Annotated in this window: 18 protein-coding genes and 2 tRNA genes; 10 read left to right on the forward strand and 10 right to left on the reverse strand. The window is 55.6% G+C overall.

The genetic code is table 11. The features are described 5' to 3' along the window. Window positions 1-67 precede the first annotated feature (67 nt). The 4 genes from BQ7114_RS03510 to BQ7114_RS03530 form a co-directional block, all read right to left on the reverse strand. Window positions 68-424: a hypothetical protein gene (locus BQ7114_RS03510; protein WP_143236785.1), complete on the reverse strand. Its 357-nt coding sequence runs from the start codon at window positions 422-424 to the stop codon at window positions 68-70. Between the two features lie 305 nt (window positions 425-729). Then, window positions 730-1,233 (reverse strand): IS3 family transposase, encoded by a 504-nt coding sequence (locus BQ7114_RS09150; RefSeq protein ID WP_072342022.1) that lies wholly within the window; start codon window positions 1,231-1,233, stop codon window positions 730-732. A gap of 11 nt (window positions 1,234-1,244) precedes the next feature. Next, window positions 1,245-1,730 (reverse strand): helix-turn-helix domain-containing protein, encoded by a 486-nt coding sequence (locus tag BQ7114_RS03525; RefSeq protein ID WP_072342025.1) that lies wholly within the window; start codon window positions 1,728-1,730, stop codon window positions 1,245-1,247. Window positions 1,731-1,823: 93 nt separating this feature from the next. Then, complete coding sequence (locus BQ7114_RS03530) at window positions 1,824-2,396, reverse strand: terminase (RefSeq protein WP_072342028.1); 573 nt, start codon at window positions 2,394-2,396, stop codon at window positions 1,824-1,826. Between the two features lie 40 nt (window positions 2,397-2,436). On the opposite strand from BQ7114_RS03530, the gene BQ7114_RS03535 reads away from it, so the two are divergent. Beyond that, a complete protein-coding gene (locus BQ7114_RS03535) occupies window positions 2,437-3,003 on the forward strand; it encodes a ClbS/DfsB family four-helix bundle protein (protein ID WP_072342031.1) in 567 nt (188 codons plus the stop codon). A gap of 222 nt (window positions 3,004-3,225) precedes the next feature. Further along, a complete protein-coding gene (locus BQ7114_RS03540) occupies window positions 3,226-3,684 on the forward strand; it encodes a hypothetical protein (RefSeq protein ID WP_024058332.1) in 459 nt (152 codons plus the stop codon). On the opposite strand, the gene BQ7114_RS03545 is transcribed toward BQ7114_RS03540, so the two are convergent. Continuing rightward, window positions 3,675-6,164, reverse strand: coding sequence for a glycoside hydrolase domain-containing protein (locus BQ7114_RS03545; RefSeq protein WP_072342034.1), 2,490 nt, complete (start codon window positions 6,162-6,164; stop codon window positions 3,675-3,677). The two genes, BQ7114_RS03540 and BQ7114_RS03545, sit on opposite strands and share 10 nt — an antisense overlap. A gap of 408 nt (window positions 6,165-6,572) precedes the next feature. Next, a complete protein-coding gene (locus BQ7114_RS03555; RefSeq protein WP_072344751.1) occupies window positions 6,573-6,950 on the reverse strand; it encodes an HNH endonuclease in 378 nt (125 codons plus the stop codon). A 66-nt stretch (window positions 6,951-7,016) separates the two neighbouring features. Between BQ7114_RS03555 and BQ7114_RS03560 the strand changes: the two genes are divergently transcribed. Beyond that, window positions 7,017-8,159: a recombinase family protein gene (locus BQ7114_RS03560; RefSeq protein WP_268258624.1), complete on the forward strand. Its 1,143-nt coding sequence runs from the start codon at window positions 7,017-7,019 to the stop codon at window positions 8,157-8,159. Then, complete coding sequence (locus BQ7114_RS03565) at window positions 8,156-9,733, forward strand: recombinase family protein (protein ID WP_072342037.1); 1,578 nt, start codon at window positions 8,156-8,158, stop codon at window positions 9,731-9,733. The genes BQ7114_RS03560 and BQ7114_RS03565 overlap by 4 nt, the downstream gene beginning before the upstream one ends. Before the next feature lie 246 nt (window positions 9,734-9,979). Here the strand turns inward: BQ7114_RS03565 and BQ7114_RS03570 are convergent. Next, window positions 9,980-10,053 (reverse strand) — tRNA-Gly (locus tag BQ7114_RS03570). 102 nt (window positions 10,054-10,155) lie between these two features. Between BQ7114_RS03570 and BQ7114_RS03575 the strand changes: the two genes are divergently transcribed. After that, window positions 10,156-10,229 (forward strand) — tRNA-Pro (locus BQ7114_RS03575). Between the two features lie 85 nt (window positions 10,230-10,314). Here BQ7114_RS03575 and BQ7114_RS03580 read toward each other — a convergent pair. Then, window positions 10,315-11,070 (reverse strand): SDR family oxidoreductase, encoded by a 756-nt coding sequence (locus BQ7114_RS03580; RefSeq protein WP_072342039.1) that lies wholly within the window; start codon window positions 11,068-11,070, stop codon window positions 10,315-10,317. A gap of 196 nt (window positions 11,071-11,266) precedes the next feature. Here BQ7114_RS03580 and BQ7114_RS03585 point away from each other — a divergent pair, with 196 nt between their 5' ends. The 4 genes from BQ7114_RS03585 to BQ7114_RS03600 all read left to right on the forward strand — a co-directional run bounded on the left by BQ7114_RS03585 (window position 11,267) and on the right by BQ7114_RS03600 (window position 16,841). Next, window positions 11,267-13,267, forward strand: a complete 2,001-nt coding sequence (locus tag BQ7114_RS03585; protein WP_072342042.1) for a M13 family metallopeptidase — start codon at window positions 11,267-11,269, stop codon at window positions 13,265-13,267. 185 nt (window positions 13,268-13,452) lie between these two features. Beyond that, window positions 13,453-16,002 (forward strand): aminopeptidase N, encoded by a 2,550-nt coding sequence (pepN, locus tag BQ7114_RS03590; RefSeq protein WP_072342045.1) that lies wholly within the window; start codon window positions 13,453-13,455, stop codon window positions 16,000-16,002. 132 nt (window positions 16,003-16,134) lie between these two features. Further along, the gene (locus BQ7114_RS03595) at window positions 16,135-16,380 is read left to right on the forward strand and encodes a PTS sugar transporter subunit IIB (protein ID WP_072342048.1); all 246 of its coding nucleotides are present in this window, start codon (window positions 16,135-16,137) and stop codon (window positions 16,378-16,380) included. Further along, the gene (locus tag BQ7114_RS03600; RefSeq protein WP_072342051.1) at window positions 16,380-16,841 is read left to right on the forward strand and encodes a PTS sugar transporter subunit IIA; all 462 of its coding nucleotides are present in this window, start codon (window positions 16,380-16,382) and stop codon (window positions 16,839-16,841) included. Before BQ7114_RS03595 ends, BQ7114_RS03600 begins: the two co-directional genes overlap by 1 nt. 106 nt (window positions 16,842-16,947) lie before the next feature. Here BQ7114_RS03600 and malQ read toward each other — a convergent pair whose 3' ends face one another. Together malQ and BQ7114_RS03610 are read right to left on the reverse strand one after the other, a co-directional pair. Continuing rightward, window positions 16,948-19,095 carry a 4-alpha-glucanotransferase gene (gene malQ / locus BQ7114_RS03605; protein ID WP_072342054.1) on the reverse strand — a complete coding sequence of 716 codons (2,148 nt, stop codon included), beginning with the start codon at window positions 19,093-19,095 and terminating at the stop codon, window positions 16,948-16,950. A 108-nt stretch (window positions 19,096-19,203) separates the two neighbouring features. Further along, window positions 19,204-19,452: a PTS sugar transporter subunit IIB gene (locus tag BQ7114_RS03610; RefSeq protein ID WP_083431827.1), complete on the reverse strand. Its 249-nt coding sequence runs from the start codon at window positions 19,450-19,452 to the stop codon at window positions 19,204-19,206. A 118-nt stretch (window positions 19,453-19,570) separates the two neighbouring features. Between BQ7114_RS03610 and BQ7114_RS03615 the strand changes: the two genes are divergently transcribed. Next, window positions 19,571-20,506, forward strand: a complete 936-nt coding sequence (locus tag BQ7114_RS03615) for an acyl-CoA thioesterase (protein WP_072342060.1) — start codon at window positions 19,571-19,573, stop codon at window positions 20,504-20,506. The last annotated feature ends 55 nt before the right edge of the window (window positions 20,507-20,561 follow it).

Here is a 20,561-nt window from a genome sequence, read left to right on the forward strand (position 1 = left end):
TAGTAATTATCACGGTGTATCTGTTTGACCCGCTCAATAACAGCCACATCACGCAAAGCGCGAGCACTTACCCCACGACATGAGGATGATCAACACGGTTACCTGAACGACGTACTCGCTGTCGCGCAATGCGAATGTCATCTTGCGCTTTCACGTCCAACACAGGCAGGTCGAACCAGTCATCAACCTGTCCAGTATGAGCTACATAGCCCGTCAGTGCACGGTCTATGGCATTGCGCGACACTACCTCTACCATTGCGGTAATTGCCTGAATAGAAGAAGCAATATCGATATTTCGCCGATACAGCGTGAAAGCATCCTCAATGTCGCCGCTACAGGCGTCAAGATAGGTGGACATGCGCTCAGGGGTGATGAGACGCGTCATGACCTGGGGGTCCCAGCCGCGTGCTCCCGTACTAGGCATAACCTACCTTCCGGTGCTAGCATGGTTAGCGAAGACCCCGGAACGATCACCAGCTTCGGCTGCATCGCCGGGGTTACGCCTTTTCTCAGACTTTCCAGCTGGTAGTACCTGCACGGCAGGTGCTGCCAGATAGTGTTTCACCGAGGCTTTTCCTATTCTACCCCGCCTTTGGTTTAGCTTAGATCCCTGCGGGGATGACCTCATCAATTGTCGCCTGCGCGCTGGTGCGGCTGGGTTGTTCGTGTTGCCAGTGGCATTCGACACACAGGAGTAGACCGCCGTCATCTGCATGGCGGTGCGCTCATTCACTGCCCGGCCCGAGCTCGTGGGGCCGAACAGGAACGAATACCCGCTAGAGAGCTGGGCGTTGCTGGGGTAAGGATTGGTGACAGGTACAGTTTTTGGTTTCCTACTCTGAACTCAGTGACGTCTGAGACCCATTTCTGGTTCGGCTTGGTAGCTGTGAAATCACGATTAAGAACGTTGCCAGCCGCGTTGGATTGGTTGGATCTGTAAGAGTTGTAACGATTTTTCTTACGCACCTGGCACACTAGGTGTTCTTGTTTCATTAGTTTGGCTACCAGTTTTCTAGATACGCAAATGCTTTGACGTTTCAAAGCTAGCCTGACGCGACGGTGACCATAGCGTGCGTGGGATTGGTCAAACACGGTCTTGATCTCACGTTTGAGCCCAGCGTGCTTATCAGGAGCATCAAGGCGGGCTTGGTGATAGTAAAACGTTGACCTGGCAAGGCCAGCAGCTTGGAGTAAATCCGCAAGACGATACTGGGACTTGAGACTTGCAACCACTCGGGTGCGAGTTACTGCTCTTTGCGCATCAAGTCCCTTAATGCTTTTAGGTAAGCATTCTCCGCCTGTAAATACTCCACCTGACGGCGTAACTGCTCAGTGTCAGACAAAGGCTTACTAGGTTTAGACCCAGACTTAGCAGGCCTGCCCCTAGGTTTAGGACGTAACCCGTCCTCACCTTGCTGCTCATAAATCCGAGCCCATTTCCTCACTAAATCTGGCCTGGATAGTCCAAGATCTTTAGCAATACTCCCACGAGATTCACCAGCAAGGAAACGCAACACTGCATCACGCTTGACTTCAAAAGGATAAACACTAGTGTTTGGTTTTCTCACAAGTAAAACACTGCCACGAATCTGCCAGCGATCATACAAATTCCTGGCCGGCTTTTTAGCAACACCAACCTGCCTAGCCGCACTCTTGTAACCAAAACCCTGCTCAAACAAACCCACCAGCGCCGCACGCTGCTCATAAGTCAACGTAGATCTCGGATGCATACAAATCCCCCGGAAGAAAAACTGAATAAATCAGTCCAACTTCCGGGGGACAGTTCATCAAGCACAGGCAGGCACACGAAAATCAAAGGGGTGTTAGGAGCGGGCTTGTAGCAGGCGCTCCATCACCTCGTCACCGGGCGTGGCACCGGAATAGTCAGAAGTGCAAGTGGCGAGCACGACCTCGTAAATCTCGTACCAGTACACGTTCGCTTGCTTCCCGAACGACTGGGACATGGCGACGAACGGGGACGCGATCGCAGCCCCTGTGGTTGGGTGTTTGCCGAGCAGACCGAACTTGGAGATCGTCTGCTCGCACTGCACATACCGCGCGAAAGACTGCGCATAGGATTCAATCGGCCTGGGTGCCACGAACTGAGAACAGCCACGAGCATCAAGCCACTGCCACGTCGCCCGGTAGACCAAATCTGCGCCGAGTGGTTTGCCATCGCGCTGGATGTCGGAGAGATAATCCGATGGTTCAGGCATGGTCTCACCAGCAAGTACCGCGCCATCCCCGATATCTGAGCCTTCAAAGTCAAACGGCTCGTTTAGCGGATCCTCAAGCCGAGTGGCTGGGCGGCCAGCTGCGAGCTTCTCATTCAGCGGATCAGGTTTCGCGCCTGCGCGTACGCGGCGTCCGCCACGGTTCGTTCCGTCTTTCGCCATGGGTTTTCATCTGCTTTCCTGCTTTGAGATAATTAGTGGCGTGCCGAGACCGAAGACGAAAACTGAACTATTGGATGCCGCCGAGGCGCAGTATGCGAAACTGGACAGCCTCATTGAGGGCATGAGTTCCGACGATCAGCATACGAATTTTGATCCCAGCATCACTCAAATCGGTAAAGAAGCCCACTGGGCGCGGGACAAAAACCTGCGCGACGTCCTTGCCCACCTGCACGAGTGGCAGCGCATGTTGCTTGGCTTCGTCGACGCCAACCGCCAGGGTCAGCCTCGACCGTTTCTTCCGTTTCCTCACACGTGGCGAACCACGCCAGCGCTCAACCAAGAGATTTGGACTCAAGATCAGGGCACTGAGCTTGAGGCTATCCGCGAGAACCTCGCTGACAGCCACACCGCAGTAGTGGCTCTCATCGGCGAGTTCACCAACGAGGAGTTATTCACCAAGGCGCATTTCCTGTGGACGGGCACAACCTCGCTCGGCTCCTACTGCGTGTCAGCCACATCAAGCCACTACGAATGGGCAATCAAAAAGCTCCGTGCATTCACCAGAAAGCCGCCAGAACAACCCCATAACCAAGCCGCCCCCCAATAGCTTCTTACCACGCTGTACACCACAGACAGATACTCGGGAGCCTCTGGTATAGGCGCTCCCGTGCGCCTTTTCGTGACTGTCGGGTTCAACGCACCAGGCCTCGTGCCTGCATTCACGCGACATCCGCCCGATCAGCGCTATCCATAGCAATGCAGGGAAACCCTTCTTGTAGAATGAGAACTTATTGGGGCATACAACTCCTGATGCCGTTGCCGTATCAAAATGTGTAGCGAAAAGTTGAAGGGACTGGTCATCAAAAAAATATCTGTGTTTCTTGTATCCGCTCTGGCATATTTTGTCGGCGCGTGGCTTTTCGCCGCCATCTTTCTACGGTGCAAGGATCAGGATCAGAGATTTTTTGTGGTCTTCTTATTGATGCCAATCATGTATGTGTGTTTCACGATTCTTCTTCTTCTTCTTCTGCTTTTTAATAAGCATTTCATCGGTATTCAATCTGCCCGCGCGTTGCAACTTTCAGCAGGAGCCTTTATCGGACTCTCAGCTTTTCTCTTTTCACTCGATGGTGTCGGCTCGTTAGTTCATAGTGATTCTTTTTCTCAACTGCTGAGCCAGTTTTCCGTTCCCGCCATCGGCGCTCTTGTTGCTGGTGGTGTAGCGCTTGGGTTTAGCGTTTTTACCCAAGCGCCACACCAAGGAAAAGACCAAATCAATTATCGGTAGATGAATTCAGCTAGCTTTCGGCAAGCTGTCAAACGAATCTCTTCCTTGACGTATCCAGCCAGGAACCATCCTAAAACGGCGCTATCCAAGTCGGCATATTCACTTATTTTCTGATATGCCTCAGTGGAATTATTCGCCCCCAAGCTCCAGCCAATCTGCTTGAATCTGTTGGCTAGTTTGCTGGAATTGTTGTAGTACTCTCGCAATGTTGCTGACAGAAGATGTGCGTTGGAGCCGTCGCTGTTTTCTAGCGTGTTGGCGATGACGATGGCGTCTCCATCGCAGCAGAGATCATCACGGTTGCAGTTATTTCCTATAGATTCCCATTCTCCCTTGTCGTTTTTCTTGTCAAGTACTAACCCCTTCAAGCCAGGATGCTGACGGTAATCGTTACCTTGTCCTACTAGGGCTGTGGCCACTTGATCTAGGTTCGCGTTGGGATTCCACTCAAGTGTTTTCTGAATATTCTCCATGGCAGTAGCTAGGTCTCCGGCCCAGCCAGTCCACGCGTCTGGGATTAGGTTCCAGTTGGTGTATCCAAGTGTTGTTGCCGCCAGATGCGCCAGATCAACTGATTCTCCGGTCTTGTCGGTCATGGATTGCCGCCAAACGTGATCAATGTAGCGATCAAGTGCCGAAATAATCTTCGCGCCAATTGCATCTTTCTCGAGCACGTTTGCGTCAGCGCTCCTGAAACTTTCGGCAGACACGGACCAGTTCACCGCAGAGCCGCTACCACCGTCACGCAGATAGGCTTTTGCTAAATAGTTGAGGATGCAACGCCAAGTTGGAACAGTGACCCATGTTCCTCCACCATGAGATCCTGCAACGTAGTCTTTTCCAACCTTGCCACTGGCACGAAGTTCTTCGAAGCGTTTCTCTAAATGCCAGATCAGATCAATCGGAGCCAGCTTGTTGTAATCAATGCTGGTGTCGGGCCCAGCGCCACCGGCACTCGAAGGAGCAACATGATCAACTGCCGCTGCTTGTCCTGAATAGGCGACCCGGTCTAGGTCAAAACCAGCACCCTTGTAGTCACTGATTTCAGTGAACTGGTCATAGTTCCAATCGTCAGGAATAGGGAAGCCGAGGTTGCCGGAGAATCCTGTAGACATGTCCGAGACGAACGCGCTTCCAGCGTAGCCGGCTTTAATGATGCGGCTACAAATGTTACGCGAGGCGTAGATGCCTACTTTGTATCCGTCTCCCAGGCTTCCTCGCACACCCTGGAAATACGGAAGAATGTGACTTGTGACCTCGGGGTCGGTCGCGTCGAAATCAACTGCGAAATAGATATACGTTCCCGGAATGCCAAGTCTTTGGGCTGCTTGCCTTGCGAGCGTCTCGTGCCGAGCGCCGTTTTCCCGCGTGAAGTGTCGAAGCTTGGTTGAGTACTCCTGGAATATCGGGAAGAACTTCATCCCTCCGTTGGTGATGCGTTCAAGTTCTCCGGGGCGAATTGCTTTGAAATAGTCAGACGGATCTTTTGAATCCTGATTCGGCTCAGTCAGGTAACGTCCTACGATCTCATAGCCGTTCGCCTTAAGTAGGTTGAGTCGCTCAGCCGTAATCTCGAAGCGTGTATCGCATGCTTTGCAGGCGCGATTCGGATCACCTTTCGAGGTCAACAGGCTCATCCATGTAGTCGAGTCGACCACCCCGCTTCGTGGGAGCTGATACTTTGCTTGGAATTGCGGAACGAACGTTGACAGTGCGGTTTGTGCAGAAGGATAGATATCGGGAGAAATCCGGTTACACACTAGAGCAACCTGAGCTAGCCAAGCCCACTTCGGTAAACTTGCCGCATTGCTGGGTGTAACTATTGTTAGACGCGCTTTGGTGCCATTGCCGAAATTACCTGTGGCTTCCGCAGGGCTAAATCCTTCAATGGCTTGCAAGACCTGAATCAGAGCAGTGTTCATTTCCCGACCGTAGAGTCCATCGGTTGGGATGATTCCGGTATAAGCGCGATACTGTTGGTTGATTTGTTGCTGTGCTTGCCGAATCGCTGAAATGCCCCCATAAGAGCGAAGCAGGACGAATTGCTGCATTGACAATAGCGCTTTCATGACGTCGAGCGTCACAGTGGAATCCCCACCAATGCCCATGTCGCTCTTAAGCTGTTTGATGGCCTTTCCAGTTCCGCTATAGAAGTGAGTCGTGATATCGCTGGCACCGGCAGAATATCCCTTACACCACAAGGCGCCTTGGATAATGCCGTACACATTAGAAGTCTCCTGCGCACCGTCATCCTGTTGGTGGATGCCGTTAGGCCACCGAGACTGGAAGCGACTGATAGTTCCCGGTCCGAAATTGTTCGCCGTTGTCGTAATACCCAGCTCGATTTGCAAGGCCCGAATCAAAGCGTTGACCGTGCCCCAGCCGGTATATCCGTCCTCTACAACTGAACCGAAGCCAGCCTTGCTCCTATAGGTGCGATTGAGCCATTGCTGTGTTTTCAGCACCATTTGATCTGTCATGATTCCTCCTTTTAGAAACCAGTTTGTTAACTCAAGACAGGCGAACACCTGCCAGGGAGGGATAACAACACCGGATGAGAAGCTCCGGAGTTTTCCGCCCTCACCTGTACGTCCCTGGCAAACCCAAATCCGGACGGACAAAGCACAAGAAAACCGAGCAACACTCAGCGAGATTTCACCCCTCACTGGCACTGCCGACGAAGCCCGAAGTGTTAATACCTTGTTTGATTCGGGGACTTTGCGCGCGGTGGGCCCCGCCCGCTGACCTGTGCCAAGGCTGTAGAGATTCGACCTCCCCTACCCCCCGCCAGGCTTTCGACGTCGGCTCGTGTTCGGCAAACGCCAGGCGGGTAGGCATCTTTTGAGGTTCCAGATGATCGACGCGACAGCGGGCAACGTGTGGGCTCGTCAGTAGGTGTAGACCCGAGGTTGTTGCCGCCACCTGTCGTCATCAAACGCGGACTGGCGTGAGTGGCAGGGCTTACACAGGGAACGGAGGTTGGTGAAGTCGTGGGTGCCGCCGTGCTCAAGCGGGAGAACATGGTGAACTTCCTGCACAGGCTTGTATCTCCCAGCCTCTAGGCAGTCTTCGCAGAGCAGGTGGGCGGCAACGTAGGCAGCGCGGATCTTACGCCACCGCGTGCCGTAGCGACGGTTGATCTTCGGATCCCGCTGATACTTCCGATACCGGGCGTCCTCTGCCTTGGCGTGGGCCTCGCAGTAGCGTTCGTGGGTGAGCTCGGGGCAGCCGGGTTGGGAACACGGGCGGGCTGGTTTGACCGGAATCGCTGGCTCCCTTCCCACTGGATGTGGTGAAGCCCCAAGACGTCCAGCCTGGTAGCCGAACCCGCCTTGGGGCTTGTCCTACTTTTCAACCACCTACATCATCTCAAAGGAAAAGGGACAAATGCATCCGCCGTTCCTGACACCTTTTGGCGCAAAGGCGAAAAACCCTCACAAACGGCCATACAGAGCAGTCGCCAACCTTGCGCACGTAGCGGTGGTGTGGATATTGTGTTGTGCAAGTCGATCTCCAGGCTCGCCCGAAACACTGTAGACCTGCTACGCATCGTGCGTGAACTCAAAAACTTGGGTGTTTCCATCCGGTTCGAACGTGAACACATCGACACTGCCACCGCTGATGGTGAGCTACTGTTGACACTGCTGGCCTCGTTTGCCCAAGAAGAATCTGCTTCTTTATCAGCGAATGTGAAGTGGGCTATCCGTAATCGTTATAAGGCTGGTGGCACAAACTCGTTCTTTCTCTACGGATACACCTGGAGAAACGGCCAGTTCATCATTAATGAAGAAGAGGCTGGGGTAGTGCGGTTTTTGTTTTCTAACTATCTGGCGGGTATCAGCCCAGAAAAGACCGCTGACCAGTTGAATGCACAAGGTCTACGTTCTAGAGGCGGCGGCTTGTTTTACGGGTCGGTGTTTCGCCGTATGCTCGAAAACGAACGCTATAAGGGATGCCAGCTATTACAGAAGACCTATAACAAAACCATTAAAGCCCCCTCCCGCACTGTCAATGATGGGGTGCTATCGAAATATTGGGTCGAAGGAGCACTGCCGCCAATCATTGAGCCCGCTCTTTTTGATGAAGTACAACAAGAAATCGCTTACCGCCGCCAGGTAGGACCTGCCGCAACACCATCGAAAAACACTGGAGTTTTTACCGGTCGTATCCACTGCAGGGTGTGTGGGCGCAACTATCAGCGTAAAACCCGCCGATACTCCTCAGGTAACTATTACCGGTATTGGCGCTGCTGGAGTGCCTGCCTAGGGCAAGGCAACCCGTGCGGTGGCCATAACCTACGCGAAACCATGCTCCATACCATGTGCACCACCATCCTCTGTCTAGAAGACTTCGACGAAGAAGCTGTTACAGACCACGTTGCTGTTATCGAAGCGTCCCCACACCACCTCACAGTCCACCTAGACAACGGGACGAGCGTAAATATCGATTTAGACGAGCAAGGAAGGCCGGCATGAGCAACCCCGCGCGTATCGTTACTGCAATACCGGCAACCAAAAAACCAGGACAAGGTGCCACTTCTACTACTGCGAAGCTCACACGGCGAGTTGCTGCCTACGCAAGGGTGTCCACTGATATGGAAGAACAAGCTAGCAGCTATCAGACCCAAATCGACTACTACACCACCTACATCCAATCGCGTGCTGATTGGGTATTCGCTGGAATGTACGCCGACGAAGGCATTAGCGGCACCTCCACCAAACACCGCGAAGGTTTCCAAGCCATGATCGCCGACGCATTGGCCGGCAAAATCGACCTGATCCTCACCAAATCCGTGTCGCGGTTTGCCCGAAACACCGTCGACTCGCTAACCACCGTCCGCCAGCTAAAAGAAGCCGGCGTAGAGGTGTATTTCGAGAAAGAAAACATCTGGACACTGGACTCTAAAGGTGAGCTGCTTATCACCATCATGTCCAGCCTGGCTCAGGAAGAATCGCGCTCCATATCTGAGAACGTCACCTGGGGACACCGCAAGCGCTTCGCCGACGGCAAAGTCATGGTGCCATACTCCTCACTACTGGGATACAAGAAAGGCACCGAAGGCAACCTAGCTATTGATGAGACCCAAGCTCCGACCGTGCGCTTGATCTACCAGCTGTTTCTAGACGGCTCGTCGATTACCGAGATCCGCGCAGAGCTACAGCGTCGCGGCATTTTGACTCCGCGCGGTAAAACCAACTGGTCCACCTCAACCGTGCGCTCAATCTTGTCCAACGAGAAATACAAAGGCGACGCTTTGCTTCAGAAGACGTTTACCGCTGACTTCTTGACCAAACGCATTGAAGTCAATGAAGGTGAAGTCCCGCAGTATTACGTCACCGGCAATCACGAGCCGATCATTGACCCAGCCGTGTGGGACCAGGTCCAATACGAGCTAGCCACCCGCCACGCAACCAACACCGCCAAAATCGGCCTGTTCGCCAGCCGGCTCAAATGTGCAAACTGCGGTGCCTGGTACGGGCGTAAAACCTGGGCATCAAACACTAAATACAAGCACACAATCTGGCAATGCAACCAAAAATACGACCACGCCCAGCCGTGCAAAACCGCTACCTTGCGTGACGAGCAAATCCAGGCCGCATTCTTGCGTGCTCTGGACCAGTTGGCTGAACAATATCGCGGACAAAGCCACCTACTTGAGGTTATCGAGGCCATGTTCAACACCGACCAACTTGAGGCAGAATCTGCGAGATTAGACAAGAAGATTCGTGCTCTTGCCAGCGAGATTGAAGCATTGGTTGCAGAAAATCAGCGGATAGCGCAAGACCAAGACCAATATCTCGCCCACTACACTCAGCTAGAAGCGCGATACCAGAAAACCCTGGGCCGCAAACAAGCCATCGATGCCGAGACCGCAGCCAAACATGCCAAGGTCACCGCGATCAAAACCGCCTACTCTCAGCTAGCTGACAAACCCATCGAACACTTCCAGGCCTGTCAATGGACCGCCCTAATCGACCACGCCATCATCGGTGCAAACCTAATCCGGTTCATTTTCAGAACCGGGAAAGAAATCAAAGTCAAGCTCTAATCCCGCGCCCTAACCACGGACAGAGCACCACACTCGAACCAACACCAACAGAGCAGGGGTATCGCGAGTCAGATAGGCGCATTTTTCGACTCCGTTAGCGAATTAAACCCCAAAACTGCATCCGACTAGGGAAAACATCATACTAGGTAACGCAAAACCCAAACCCGCTAACGCAGACGGTTTTCCACACCCCCTTGGGGCGTACTCGCTAACGCAAAAGGGCACTTATCAAATCCGACGTCTAAGTGGAGCGAGTGACGGGAATCGAACCCGCACTATCTGCTTGGAAGGCAGAGGCTCTACCATTGAGCTACACTCGCGCGGCGAAGTCGGCATTCACCGCTTCGACAAATGGAAATGTTACCGGAAAACCCCCGAGTTGTGAAATGCAGGCCATTACCCGCTATGATTGTCTCTTGGCACGGGGTGTGGCGCAGCTTGGTAGCGCGTCCGCTTTGGGAGCGGAAGGTCGTGGGTTCAAATCCCGCCACCCCGACGATGCGATGTCCCCCGACAGTTAGGTCCTCAGCAAAACGCTGAGGACCTATTGGTTTGAGCACCAATCTTAAAGACCCGAGTGATCACTCGCCACCGCTCCCCATACGGCGAGTCAGGGTATTAGTCCCCTGCTCCACCGGGCGAATAATCATAGAATCAATGTTCACGTGCTCCGGACGGTTCATCGTCCAAGCGATCGCCTCCGCCACGTCTTCGCCAACCAGCGGCTTCTCAACGCCCGCATACACCGCATCGGCAGCCTCTCGACTGCCCAGCCGGTTTAGCGAGAACTCTTCTGTGCGCACCATTCCAGGAGCAATCTCGATCACCCGCACCGGCTCTCCAACCAGCTCCTGGCGTAGCGTAAGAGGAATCATGCGTTCCGCGTGCTTTGCGGCAACATAGCCTCCTCCGCCCGGATACGTATCATGCGCAGCCGTCGAGGTGACAAACACGAGCGTTCCCCCGTCCTTGCGCATCTGAGGCAAGAATGCTCGCGTCATACGAAGCGCTGTAATCACGTTGATCTCATACATCTCTTTCCAGCGATCAATCCTGGCATCTGCCACAGCGTCAACACCGCGAGCGCCACCCGCAACATTTACTAGGGCGTCTACATGCCCGATTGTTGCAGCGTATTCAACGAGTTCTCGAATGCGCTTTTCACTCGTTAGGTCTGCGGTGAACGTGTAGCACCCGGTCTGTTCGGTGAGTTCACGGAGCCGTTCTTCACGTCGAGCCACCGCGATCACTTTCCAACCTTGGCCGGCCAATTTCACTGCCGTTGCGCGTCCGATACCGGTTGACGCGCCCGTAACGATCGCAAGTTTGCTACCCATCGTAGCCTCCTCAAAGACGTGTGTTCTATTCTCTTTCAAATTTAGTCACCGGCTTCGAGCCTCGCTTTGTTTGTGCGATTTCTCGGCTGCGAGCCTGAGTTTGGATTCGTCTGCGGAGGCGTCGAATCCTCGCTGGTTCATCACGGACTGACAAGGCCAGGATTCATGAGCCGCCCACTTTCGTTAAGGTTGAGGCATGGCAAATTCTTATTCAGACTCACTGACTGATCCGAAGATCATCGATCAGTCCGTTAAACCGACCGAAGACTTCTACCGTCACGCAAACGGAACGTGGCTGAAGGAACACGAGATTCCTTCCGACCGTCCCAGCGACGGCGCGTTTTACAAGCTACATGACGAAGCCGAAGAGCATATTCACACCATCGTCGAAGCCCTAGACCCGGCCAGTGCGGATGTGGAAGAGCAAAAGCTCGCCACGCTCTACAGCCAGTTCATGGATGAGGAGGCCGTTGAGGCACTCTGCGCAAAGCCGCTGGCGCCCGACTTTGCCATCATTGATCAGGCAGACACTCACGCGGAGCTTGCCGTCGCGATGGGCAAGCTTGCCACCACGGGCGTTGGAGGCATCCTCGAGGCCATCATCGACGCGGATATGAATGATCCGGCTCGCTACACGGTGTTCACTTACCAGAGCGGCATCTCGCTACCCGACGAGGCCTACTACCGCGAAGATCAGTACGAAACCGTACGCCAAGGCCTGGTCACCTACCTGAATAAGGCCCGTGAAATCATCGCCGCCGACGCGCAGTTTAAGGACTGGGCTGGCACCGTGGGTGCAACGTTTGGCGCAGACGTGTTGGCGTTCGAAACCAAAGTTGCATCCCACCACTGGGACAATGTGAAGACTCGCGACGCCGTGGCGTCCAACAACCCCACTACGTTCAGCAAGTTCGCGGAAAGCTTGAGCAACTACCCCTGGGCTGCCTGGTGGGAAGCCACCGGCCTGCCCACCACCGGTGACACGCCCGTTAACGTGCGCCAGCCCTCCTACGTTGAGGCGATCCCCTCCCTCTGGAATGACACTGACCTGGAAACGCTGAAAAAGTGGGCGTACGCGAAAGTCATCCAGGCGCGTTCGGCATACCTTGCTAAGGCGTTTGTTGATAACGGGTTCGAGTTCAACCGCCTCCTCACCGGCGCCACCGAGCAGCGCCCCCGTTGGAAGCGCGGCGTTTCATTTGTTGAAGGAGCCATGGGCGAGGCGCTGGGCAAGAAGTACGTTGCCAAGCACTTCCCACCCGAATACAAGCAGCAGATGAACAAGCTGGTAAAGCACCTGCTTCAGGCCTACCGTCGCTCCATTTCGCAGCTGGAGTGGATGGGTGAAGAAACCCGTGAGCGCGCCCTGGAAAAGCTAGCGGGATTCACTCCCAAGGTTGGCTACCCGGACGAGTGGAAGGACTACTCAAAGCTCGCGCCTGGCGCCACCCTGGTTGAGTCTGTGCGCGCGGTTGCACAGTTCCACGTTGATGAGGAGGCCGGCAAACTCTCTGGCCCGGTCAACAAGAAGGAATGGTTGATGACCCCGCAAACGGTCAATGCCTACTACCACCCCACGATGAACGAAATTGTGTTCCCGGCTGCCATTTTGCAAAACCCGTTCTTTGACCCCAGCGAGACTGACGCGGTGAACTTTGCGGCGATCGGCGCCGTTATTGGTCACGAGATCGGACACGGTTTTGACGATCAAGGCTCGCACTATGACGGCGAAGGCAAGCTCAACAACTGGTGGACCGAGCAAGACCGCAAGGCTTTTGAAGAGCGCACCTCTAGCCTCATCGCCCAATACGATGCGTTCTCACCAAAGCAGCTTGACGACTCGCACAAGGTGAACGGCAAGCTCACAATCGGTGAGAACATTGGTGACCTTGGCGGCCTTGGCATCGCGTGGAAGGCCTACCACATTGCCCTCGAAGAATCGGGGCGCACCGAAGCCGATGAGGAGCGCGGCGGCCTGACCGCCGCCCAGCAGTTCTTCTACTCGTGGGCGCGCATCTGGCGTTCCAAGTCTCGCGACGAGTGGGCGTTGCAACTGCTGGCTATCGACCCGCACTCCCCCTCGGAATTCCGCTGCAACGGTGTGCTACGCAACGTGGATGCCTTCCACGAAACGTTCCACACCCAGCCCGGCGACGGCATGTGGCTAGACCCCAGCGAACGCGTGGAAATCTGGTAACAGATCCGCGCCCGCTCTCTCTACTTACACGGATAGAGTGGTTGAAACTCACGAGATTTTGCCCCGCTGAACATACACCACTGTTCAGCGGAGCAAATTTCGTTAAAAAGTGTAAGAATTGTGTAAGACACGTGATAAATATCCATCACGCAAACTTTGCTAACTAACAGAACACAGGAGGCAACATGCCAGGGCAAAACCTGACGCGCGCTGAAGCTGAAGAAAGATCAAAAATTGCAACCGTCTACCACTACGACGTGGAACTGAACCTGGCTGAAAATGACGAGACCTTCACCTCCAAAACCGTGGTGGATTTCGACTCCCACGAAGGCGCCGAAACGTTCCTGGACCTGATTGCCGACGAGGTCTACTCGCTGGAAGTGAATGGGGAGCAAAGAGACACCGCCGCTTTCCAAGACTCGCGTATCCACCTCGACGGCCTAAAAGACCGCAACCGGGTGACCGTAGTGGCCAAATGTCGCTACATGCACACCGGCGAAGGCCTGCACCGCTTTACCGACCCGGCCGACGGCAAGTCCTACTGCTACTCCCAGTTCGAAGTACCGGACTCACGCCGCGTCTTCGCCGTATTTGAACAGCCCGACATGAAGGCACAGTTCACGTTCCACGTGATTACTCCCGCCGATTGGGTAGTTTTCTCTAACTCGCCCACGCCTACGCCCAGCGACGTGGACGGGCTAAAGAGGTGGGACTTCACCCCCACCGAACAAATCTCCTCCTATATCACCGCGATCATTGCCGGCCCGTACGTTGGCAAAACCGGATCGCTGGTTTCTACCGACGGGCGGGAAATCCCCCTCGGCGTGTACTGCCGCCAGTCCCTCGAACCCTACCTTGACGCCGACTGGGTCATGGACGTAACCCGTAAGGGCTTTGCCTTCTTCGAAAAGGAATACGGCCGCCCCTACCCGTTCCGCAAATACGACCAGATCTTCGTACCCGAATACAACGCGGGCGCAATGGAGAACGCCGGTTGCGTGACCTTCCGCGACCAGTACATCTTCCGCGCCAAGCCCACCGCAGCCGAGCTTGAGGGCCTAGCAAACACGATCCTGCACGAGCTTGCCCACATGTGGTTTGGCGACCTGGTAACCATGCGCTGGTGGAACGACCTGTGGCTCAACGAGTCCTTTGCCGAGTTCATGTCCCACCTGTGCCTGGCCGAAGGCACCGAGGAGTGGAAGAACGCGTGGATTGGCTTCATGGCCCGCAAAGACTGGGGTATGAGACAAGACCAGATGCCCACCACGCACCCCATTGTTGCTCCCATCCGCGACCTTGCAGACGTGGAAGTAAACTTCGACGGCATCACCTACGCTAAGGGTGCGGCCGTACTACGCCAGCTGGTGTCATACGTTGGCCGCGACAACTTCTTTGCCGGCCTCGGCAAGTACTTTGAGAAGCACGCTTGGCAAAACACAACCCTGCCCGACCTCATGGGTGAGCTTGAAGCGGCATCGGGGCGCGACCTTGAAGCCTGGTCTAAAGTCTGGCTGGAAGAAGCCGGCGTCACCCTGCTTCGCCCCGACTTCCGTTTGAATGAGGACGGCACCCTGGGCGAGCTAGCCGTTGTGCAAGAAACCTTCGCCCCCGGCTCCTCCCTGCGTCCGCACCGCCTGGCAGTGGCCGGCTACGACCTCGTGGATGGCCGTATTGAACGCACGTTCCATGAAGAACTCGACGTTGCAGGTGAACGCACCATCGTTGAAAGTGCCCGCGGAATCAAGCGCCCCGCTCTGATCCTGGTCAACGACGGTGACCTCGCTTACGCGAAGATCCGCATGGATGAAGACTCTCTGCAGTTCGCAACCGCGAACATCGACAAGTTTGAAGACTCCCTTACGAGGTCCATCATTATTGCCTCCGCCTGGGACATGGTTCGCGACGCGCAAATGCCGGCCCGCATGTTCATTGACTTGGTCATGGCTGCCCTACCCGTTGAACAAGACATCACGGTCATGGGCCTATGGCTCCGTCAACTGGACACTGCAGCTACCTACTACACGTCAAACGAGGAGCGCCGCGAGGTTTTGGAGCGCGTCGCGGACAGGCTGCTATTGCTTCTGCGCGCCGCCTCGTCAGGCTCGGACCAGCAGAGGCTCCTTGCCTTCGCTGCGGCCCGCCGCGCAACAACCCAAGAGCAGAGCGAAGCTATCGAGCGCCTGCGGGGTAGCGAAGAAACTCTGATGGGACTCGACCTAGACGTCGAGCTGCGTTGGGCATTCCTCACCGCGTCCGTTACTGCCGGTATTGCCGGGGACGCCCAGATTGACCAAATGCTGTCCGAAGACGCCACCATGACCGGCGAGCAAAAGGCCACTCAAGCCCGCGCCGCCAAAACGGAGCAGGCCGTCAAGGACGCCGCGTTTGAGAACTTCATGTACAACCCCGACCTCTCCAACGACATGCGTATCGCCGCAGGCCGTGGATACTGGGCCGGAGCCGCCGCACAACCCGAGCTGTTTGCCGCGGGCGCCAAGAAGTTCTTCGACACCGCCTTGGACGTGTGGAACAACAACACCCCGCACACCGCGCAGTCCATCATGGCACTCGGCTTCCCCACTCCGCTTGCTGGCCGCCTGGACGATGTAGACATCGTAGCCCTAGGCCAACAGTGGCTTGAAGAGCACAAGGACGCACCCGCCGGCCTCGTCCGCCTACTCTCCGAGAGCATTTCTGAGGCGCAGCGAGCGGTAGCTATCCAACAGCTGTAACACCCGGTAAACACTGACAACAGCGGGCCCGCTTGATTGAGCGGGCCCGCTTTGTACCACGCCCGCCAATCAAGCGAGCCAGCAAGGCGGCGCGTAGTATCCTAAATAAAAACGCAAAGCATAGGAGTGGAAATGAGCGACCAACACGCGACTCGGGCTGAAGCCATCGTTGCCGGTCTTGGCGGGAAAGAAAACATCGAATTTTTCGAAGCCTGCATCACGCGCCTACGCGTACAAGTTCGCGACCGCGCCCTGGTAAACGATGACGCCCTCAAATCCGCGGGCGCCTTCGGAGTCGTCAAAGTTGGAACCGTCGTCCAGGTAGTAGTAGGTCCAGAAGCCGACGAAATCGCCGACGAAATCGGACAACTACAGTAATGCTGGAAGTCTGCTCGCCCCTAAGCGGAACCATAATTGCACTCGAGGACGTAGACGACCCCGTCCTTGCCCAGGGCATCGTTGGATCAGGCATAGCCGTAGCCCCCGTGGAAGAACGCTGGCACGACGTGGTGTGCCCCATAGACGGCAAGCTCCTAAAAGTGCACCCTCACGCCTTCATTGTGTTTGGCCCCTCTGGCATTGGAATCCTGGTTCACCTTGGTATCGACACCATCAAGTTGCGCGGCAAAGGCTTCGAAGTTCTAAAAGCTGAAGGCGATACCGTGCACAAGGGTGAAGCCATTGTCAGGTGGGACTCCGCCGTTGCAAAAGAGGCCGGCCTGTCCACCTCCGTATCCGTCATCTCGTGCGATCTGCCCGCAGAAATGCTGACCATGCATACCTCGCCCGGCAACAAAATCGCCCGCGAGGATCACCTTTACACCGTCAAGAACGGATAGCGGCAACTACCCGCGACGAAAGGGACCCGAGGCCCGCTCGTGGCTCTCTCCAATTGTTTGATCCCACGCGCTGCGTGGGATCAAACAATTCAGAAACTAAGCAAACTCAGATATGGACGGCCTCGTTCATCACATCCGCGAACCGCGCCAGTGCGGCAGGCGTCAATTGTTCAACAAGGATCTCTCGGCCGTTCTCATCCCCCAGCGGAATCTGCCAGTTCGGATACTGCGTGCTTGTGCCCGGGAAGTTCTGCGGGCGGCGCTCGCGTACAATATCAACCAAAGACACCACCAGAAGGCGCGATGGCGTCATCGCAATATAGCGGTGCAAAGCGTCGATTAAAGGCTGTTCCTCGTAGCGACGTTCCTCGTCCAACAGTCCGTACTCGATCATGCGCGAGGTGAACGTTTCCAGCTCCGCACTATCAGCTGCACGCACCATTTCCACCGGTTCCACCAGAAGTCCAAGCTCCTCGCGGATCGACGTTTGGATACCCTCCAAATATCCCGCGGTTGGCGGCAGATCATGCGTATTTACCGCAGCCAGAACGTCACGGCGATAGTTTTCCGGACGCCGCGGCGACCCGTCATTCTCGCGTTCAAACCACAGGATTGACGTGCCGAGCACTCCACGATCATTCAAGTACCCACGAACCCACGGTTCGACCGTGCCCAGGTCCTCACCAATCACAATCGAATTATTGCGGTAGGCCTCCAGCAGGAGGACGCCAACCATCGCCTCATGATCGTAATTAACGTATGTACCAAAATTCGCGGTCTTACCGTTGGGAATCCACCACAGGCGGAACAGGCCCAAAATGTGGTCTATACGGATTGCGCCAGAGAACCGCGCGGCCGCGCGAATCATCATGCGCAGCGGCTCATAGCCAGCCTGCGCAAGCGAGCGCGGATTCCACGGTGGCTGTGACCAATCCTGACCAAGCTGAGAATACATATCCGGCGGTGCACCAACCGTCATGCCGCGCGCAAACAACTCGGGCTGCGACCACGTCTCCGAACCGTGCGGATGCACCCCAACCGCGAGGTCCGACATGATGCCAACGCTCATGCCACCTGCAAGAGCGACCTCCTGCGCTTTATCCAGCTGATTGCGAGCAATCCACTGCATCCACATGTGGAAACGCACCTGCTTATTGTTCGCCTCCGCATATGCGGCAACCGCAAGTGAGTCTGAATCCGCGTACTTCTCGGGCAAATGCAGCCCATAACGCTCCACCAGTGCGCACCACACGGCAAACTTATACAGCGCCGGACCGCCCTCGGCAATGAAACAATTGAACTCAGCCTCACGCTGCGCACTACGCCCAATCGTGAAGATTTCCCACAGCGCCCGCACCTTTGCCGACCAGGACGAGTCCCGATCAATCAGTCCAATGTGGTCCGAATCTTCCGTGCGCGAGGCCTCGTTGAGCTCCTCCACATACGCCTTCGCGGTATCGGTGAGATCCGCATATTCGGCAACCAAGCGCGGCGCAATGTAAAGAGGGGAAATGAACTGGCGAGTAACCGGCAGATACGGGGAGGCCTCAATCGGCACCACCGGAGCCGACGCATGCAACGGGTTAATCAAATGGAAATCCGCGCCAATCTGCGCAAACGTGCGGTTCATTGCCGTCAAAACCCGAGCATCACCCATGCCCCAACTATCGTTAGCTCGCACCGAGTACAGCTGACTTGAAATGCCCCACTTCTTACCCGCGAGCTTCTCATCCAGATTGAGCGCGCTTGGCACCACAATCAGGTGAGATTCGGCCTCTTCACCATTACCAAGACGCGCGTAAAGCTTGTGATAGCCCAGTGGGAAATCCGTCTCCAGAGCAAATGCTGCCCGGCCTCGCATTGCGCCATTTACTTCACGAGGAGGATCCCAGTTGTCCACCTGGCGAAGTTCACGCACCGAGCCGTCTTCAAACGCCACCGAAACAGTCACGGCCTCCCCATCGGGAACGTGCACCAGTAGCTCGCCAGGATTTCCGTTACGCAACACGGTGGTGGGCGGCAAAACCGTCAGCCACTTGTCATCCTCAAAACCTGCGATGCAACGATCCAACTCGGCCGCATCTGGAATGTCTGATATGCCCACGCCCAGCACCTGCAGCGTTGTAATCAACGTCGCGGCGCTCACATCCAGCAAGTTGCCATGCCAATCCCAAAAACTAGTGGACACGCCATTTAGCTGAGCAAGGTGCTGCAAACGGTCCAGATTGGCTACGTCGAATGAAGGCTGCGTCATTGAAACTCCCCGTGCGATGGCTACCGCCTCGATTTTAGTCTGATACCGGTCAGGCCCAAAATCATTACGCACTCCCATTCCCTTAAAGAAAGAAGGTGTGCTTACCGGTTAGCAAAACGCTGTTGCTTTAATAGCCTCAGTCATTTCGGCCACGAGGTCATCGGAAGCTGGGCCAACAATAATCTGCACGTAGCGGCCCGAAGACACCACGCCTATCGGGCCGGTCTCACGAATCACGGATTCATTAACAAGTGCAGGCTCCGAAACGATGGCGCGGATACGTACGATGCAAGACTCAAGGTCCTCAATATTTTGAGCACCCCCGAGCCCCTCAACGAGTTTCTCTGCAATCGTCACTTTCATTCCTCCACACATGTAACCCGACTCACATGATAGTGTCTCAGATTACAAATTGGAAGTCGCAAAAGTACCAGCTGGCGTGCATGCCACGTAGATTCACGCAACAATGAGTGTCATGACTGAACCGATTGGTGTTCCCACTATCACCAGCGAGCCCCTCGCCTCCGTTCTGCGAGTGCTACAGCTACGCGGCGGCGAGGCAGATCGCTTCGAGGCCGATTCCTTGCCGCAAATGAATAGAGTGTACGGCGGGCAAGTGCTCTCTCAGGCCCTGCTGGCCGCCGCTTCCACAATTGAGGATAACAACGAGCGGCCACCTCACTCTTTGCACGCGTACTTCCTGCGCGGCGGAGATCCGGCCCGTCCCATCAGCTTCGAGGTGGCGCGCACTCACGACGGGCGTTCATTCACCTCCAGGCAGGTCAACGCCACGCAAGATGGGCGCGACCTGCTCACCCTCATGGCCAGTTTTCAGCTACGCCAATCCGGTGTTGAACACTCCTCGCAAATCCCGGATGTTCCCGGGCCCGAAGAGCTCATCTCCGCCCTCGAATACTTCCGCTCCCTCAACCACCCCGTGGGCAAGTTCCTGGGTAAAACCGCCGCGTTTGACGTGCGCCACGTGCAAGAAAACCTATACATCAACGCCTCGCCCAACAAGAGCCGCTGCCAACAGCTCTGGATGAAACCGCGCGCAGAAATAACTGGTGCCACTCCCCTGACCTCACGCGCCCTGCTGGCCTACGTTATCGACCAAGTCATGATGGAACCCGCACTACGCACCCACGGCCTATCGTGGCTCACGCCCGGCCTTGCGCTAGCTAGCCTCGACCACGCCATGTGGTTCCACCAAGATTTCGACATCAACCAGTGGCTGCTTTACGACCAAGAATCCCCCTCCGCAAACGGAGCCCGCGCCACCGGACACGTGCGCGTGTTTACCGAAGACGGCGAGCTCGTTGCCGAGGCCATGCAAGAGGCAATGCTTCGCCTTCCCGAAGAAGGTAGCGCGCCTTCAAGCTGGGGGTTCGAAGTCCCACCCGTCTCGTAGGTATTTCACCACAGTAAACGGGTAATAAAGTTTGCGCGTCCAAACTTTAATTCTC

This window comes from Actinomyces urinae (assembly GCF_900119695.1).
In the GTDB taxonomy this organism is placed as follows: domain Bacteria; phylum Actinomycetota; class Actinomycetes; order Actinomycetales; family Actinomycetaceae; genus Gleimia; species Gleimia urinae.

What these genes read in the sequence shown, in the direction of transcription:
- BQ7114_RS03530 (WP_072342028.1), bottom strand. Translation starts at nt 2,396, where the DNA reads ATGGCGAAAGACGGAACGAACCGTGGCGGACGCCGCGTACGCGCAGGC.
- BQ7114_RS03595 (WP_072342048.1), top strand. Translation starts at nt 16,135, where the DNA reads ATGAGCGACCAACACGCGACTCGGGCTGAAGCCATCGTTGCCGGTCTT.
- pepN (WP_072342045.1), top strand. Translation starts at nt 13,453, where the DNA reads ATGCCAGGGCAAAACCTGACGCGCGCTGAAGCTGAAGAAAGATCAAAA.
- BQ7114_RS03580 (WP_072342039.1), bottom strand. Translation starts at nt 11,070, where the DNA reads ATGGGTAGCAAACTTGCGATCGTTACGGGCGCGTCAACCGGTATCGGA.
- BQ7114_RS03600 (WP_072342051.1), top strand. Translation starts at nt 16,380, where the DNA reads ATGCTGGAAGTCTGCTCGCCCCTAAGCGGAACCATAATTGCACTCGAG.
- BQ7114_RS03585 (WP_072342042.1), top strand. Translation starts at nt 11,267, where the DNA reads ATGGCAAATTCTTATTCAGACTCACTGACTGATCCGAAGATCATCGAT.
- BQ7114_RS03540 (WP_024058332.1), top strand. Translation starts at nt 3,226, where the DNA reads ATGTGTAGCGAAAAGTTGAAGGGACTGGTCATCAAAAAAATATCTGTG.
- BQ7114_RS03615 (WP_072342060.1), top strand. Translation starts at nt 19,571, where the DNA reads ATGACTGAACCGATTGGTGTTCCCACTATCACCAGCGAGCCCCTCGCC.
- BQ7114_RS03525 (WP_072342025.1), bottom strand. Translation starts at nt 1,730, where the DNA reads ATGCATCCGAGATCTACGTTGACTTATGAGCAGCGTGCGGCGCTGGTG.
- BQ7114_RS03565 (WP_072342037.1), top strand. Translation starts at nt 8,156, where the DNA reads ATGAGCAACCCCGCGCGTATCGTTACTGCAATACCGGCAACCAAAAAA.
- BQ7114_RS03545 (WP_072342034.1), bottom strand. Translation starts at nt 6,164, where the DNA reads ATGACAGATCAAATGGTGCTGAAAACACAGCAATGGCTCAATCGCACC.
- BQ7114_RS03510 (WP_143236785.1), bottom strand. Translation starts at nt 424, where the DNA reads ATGCCTAGTACGGGAGCACGCGGCTGGGACCCCCAGGTCATGACGCGT.
- malQ (WP_072342054.1), bottom strand. Translation starts at nt 19,095, where the DNA reads ATGACGCAGCCTTCATTCGACGTAGCCAATCTGGACCGTTTGCAGCAC.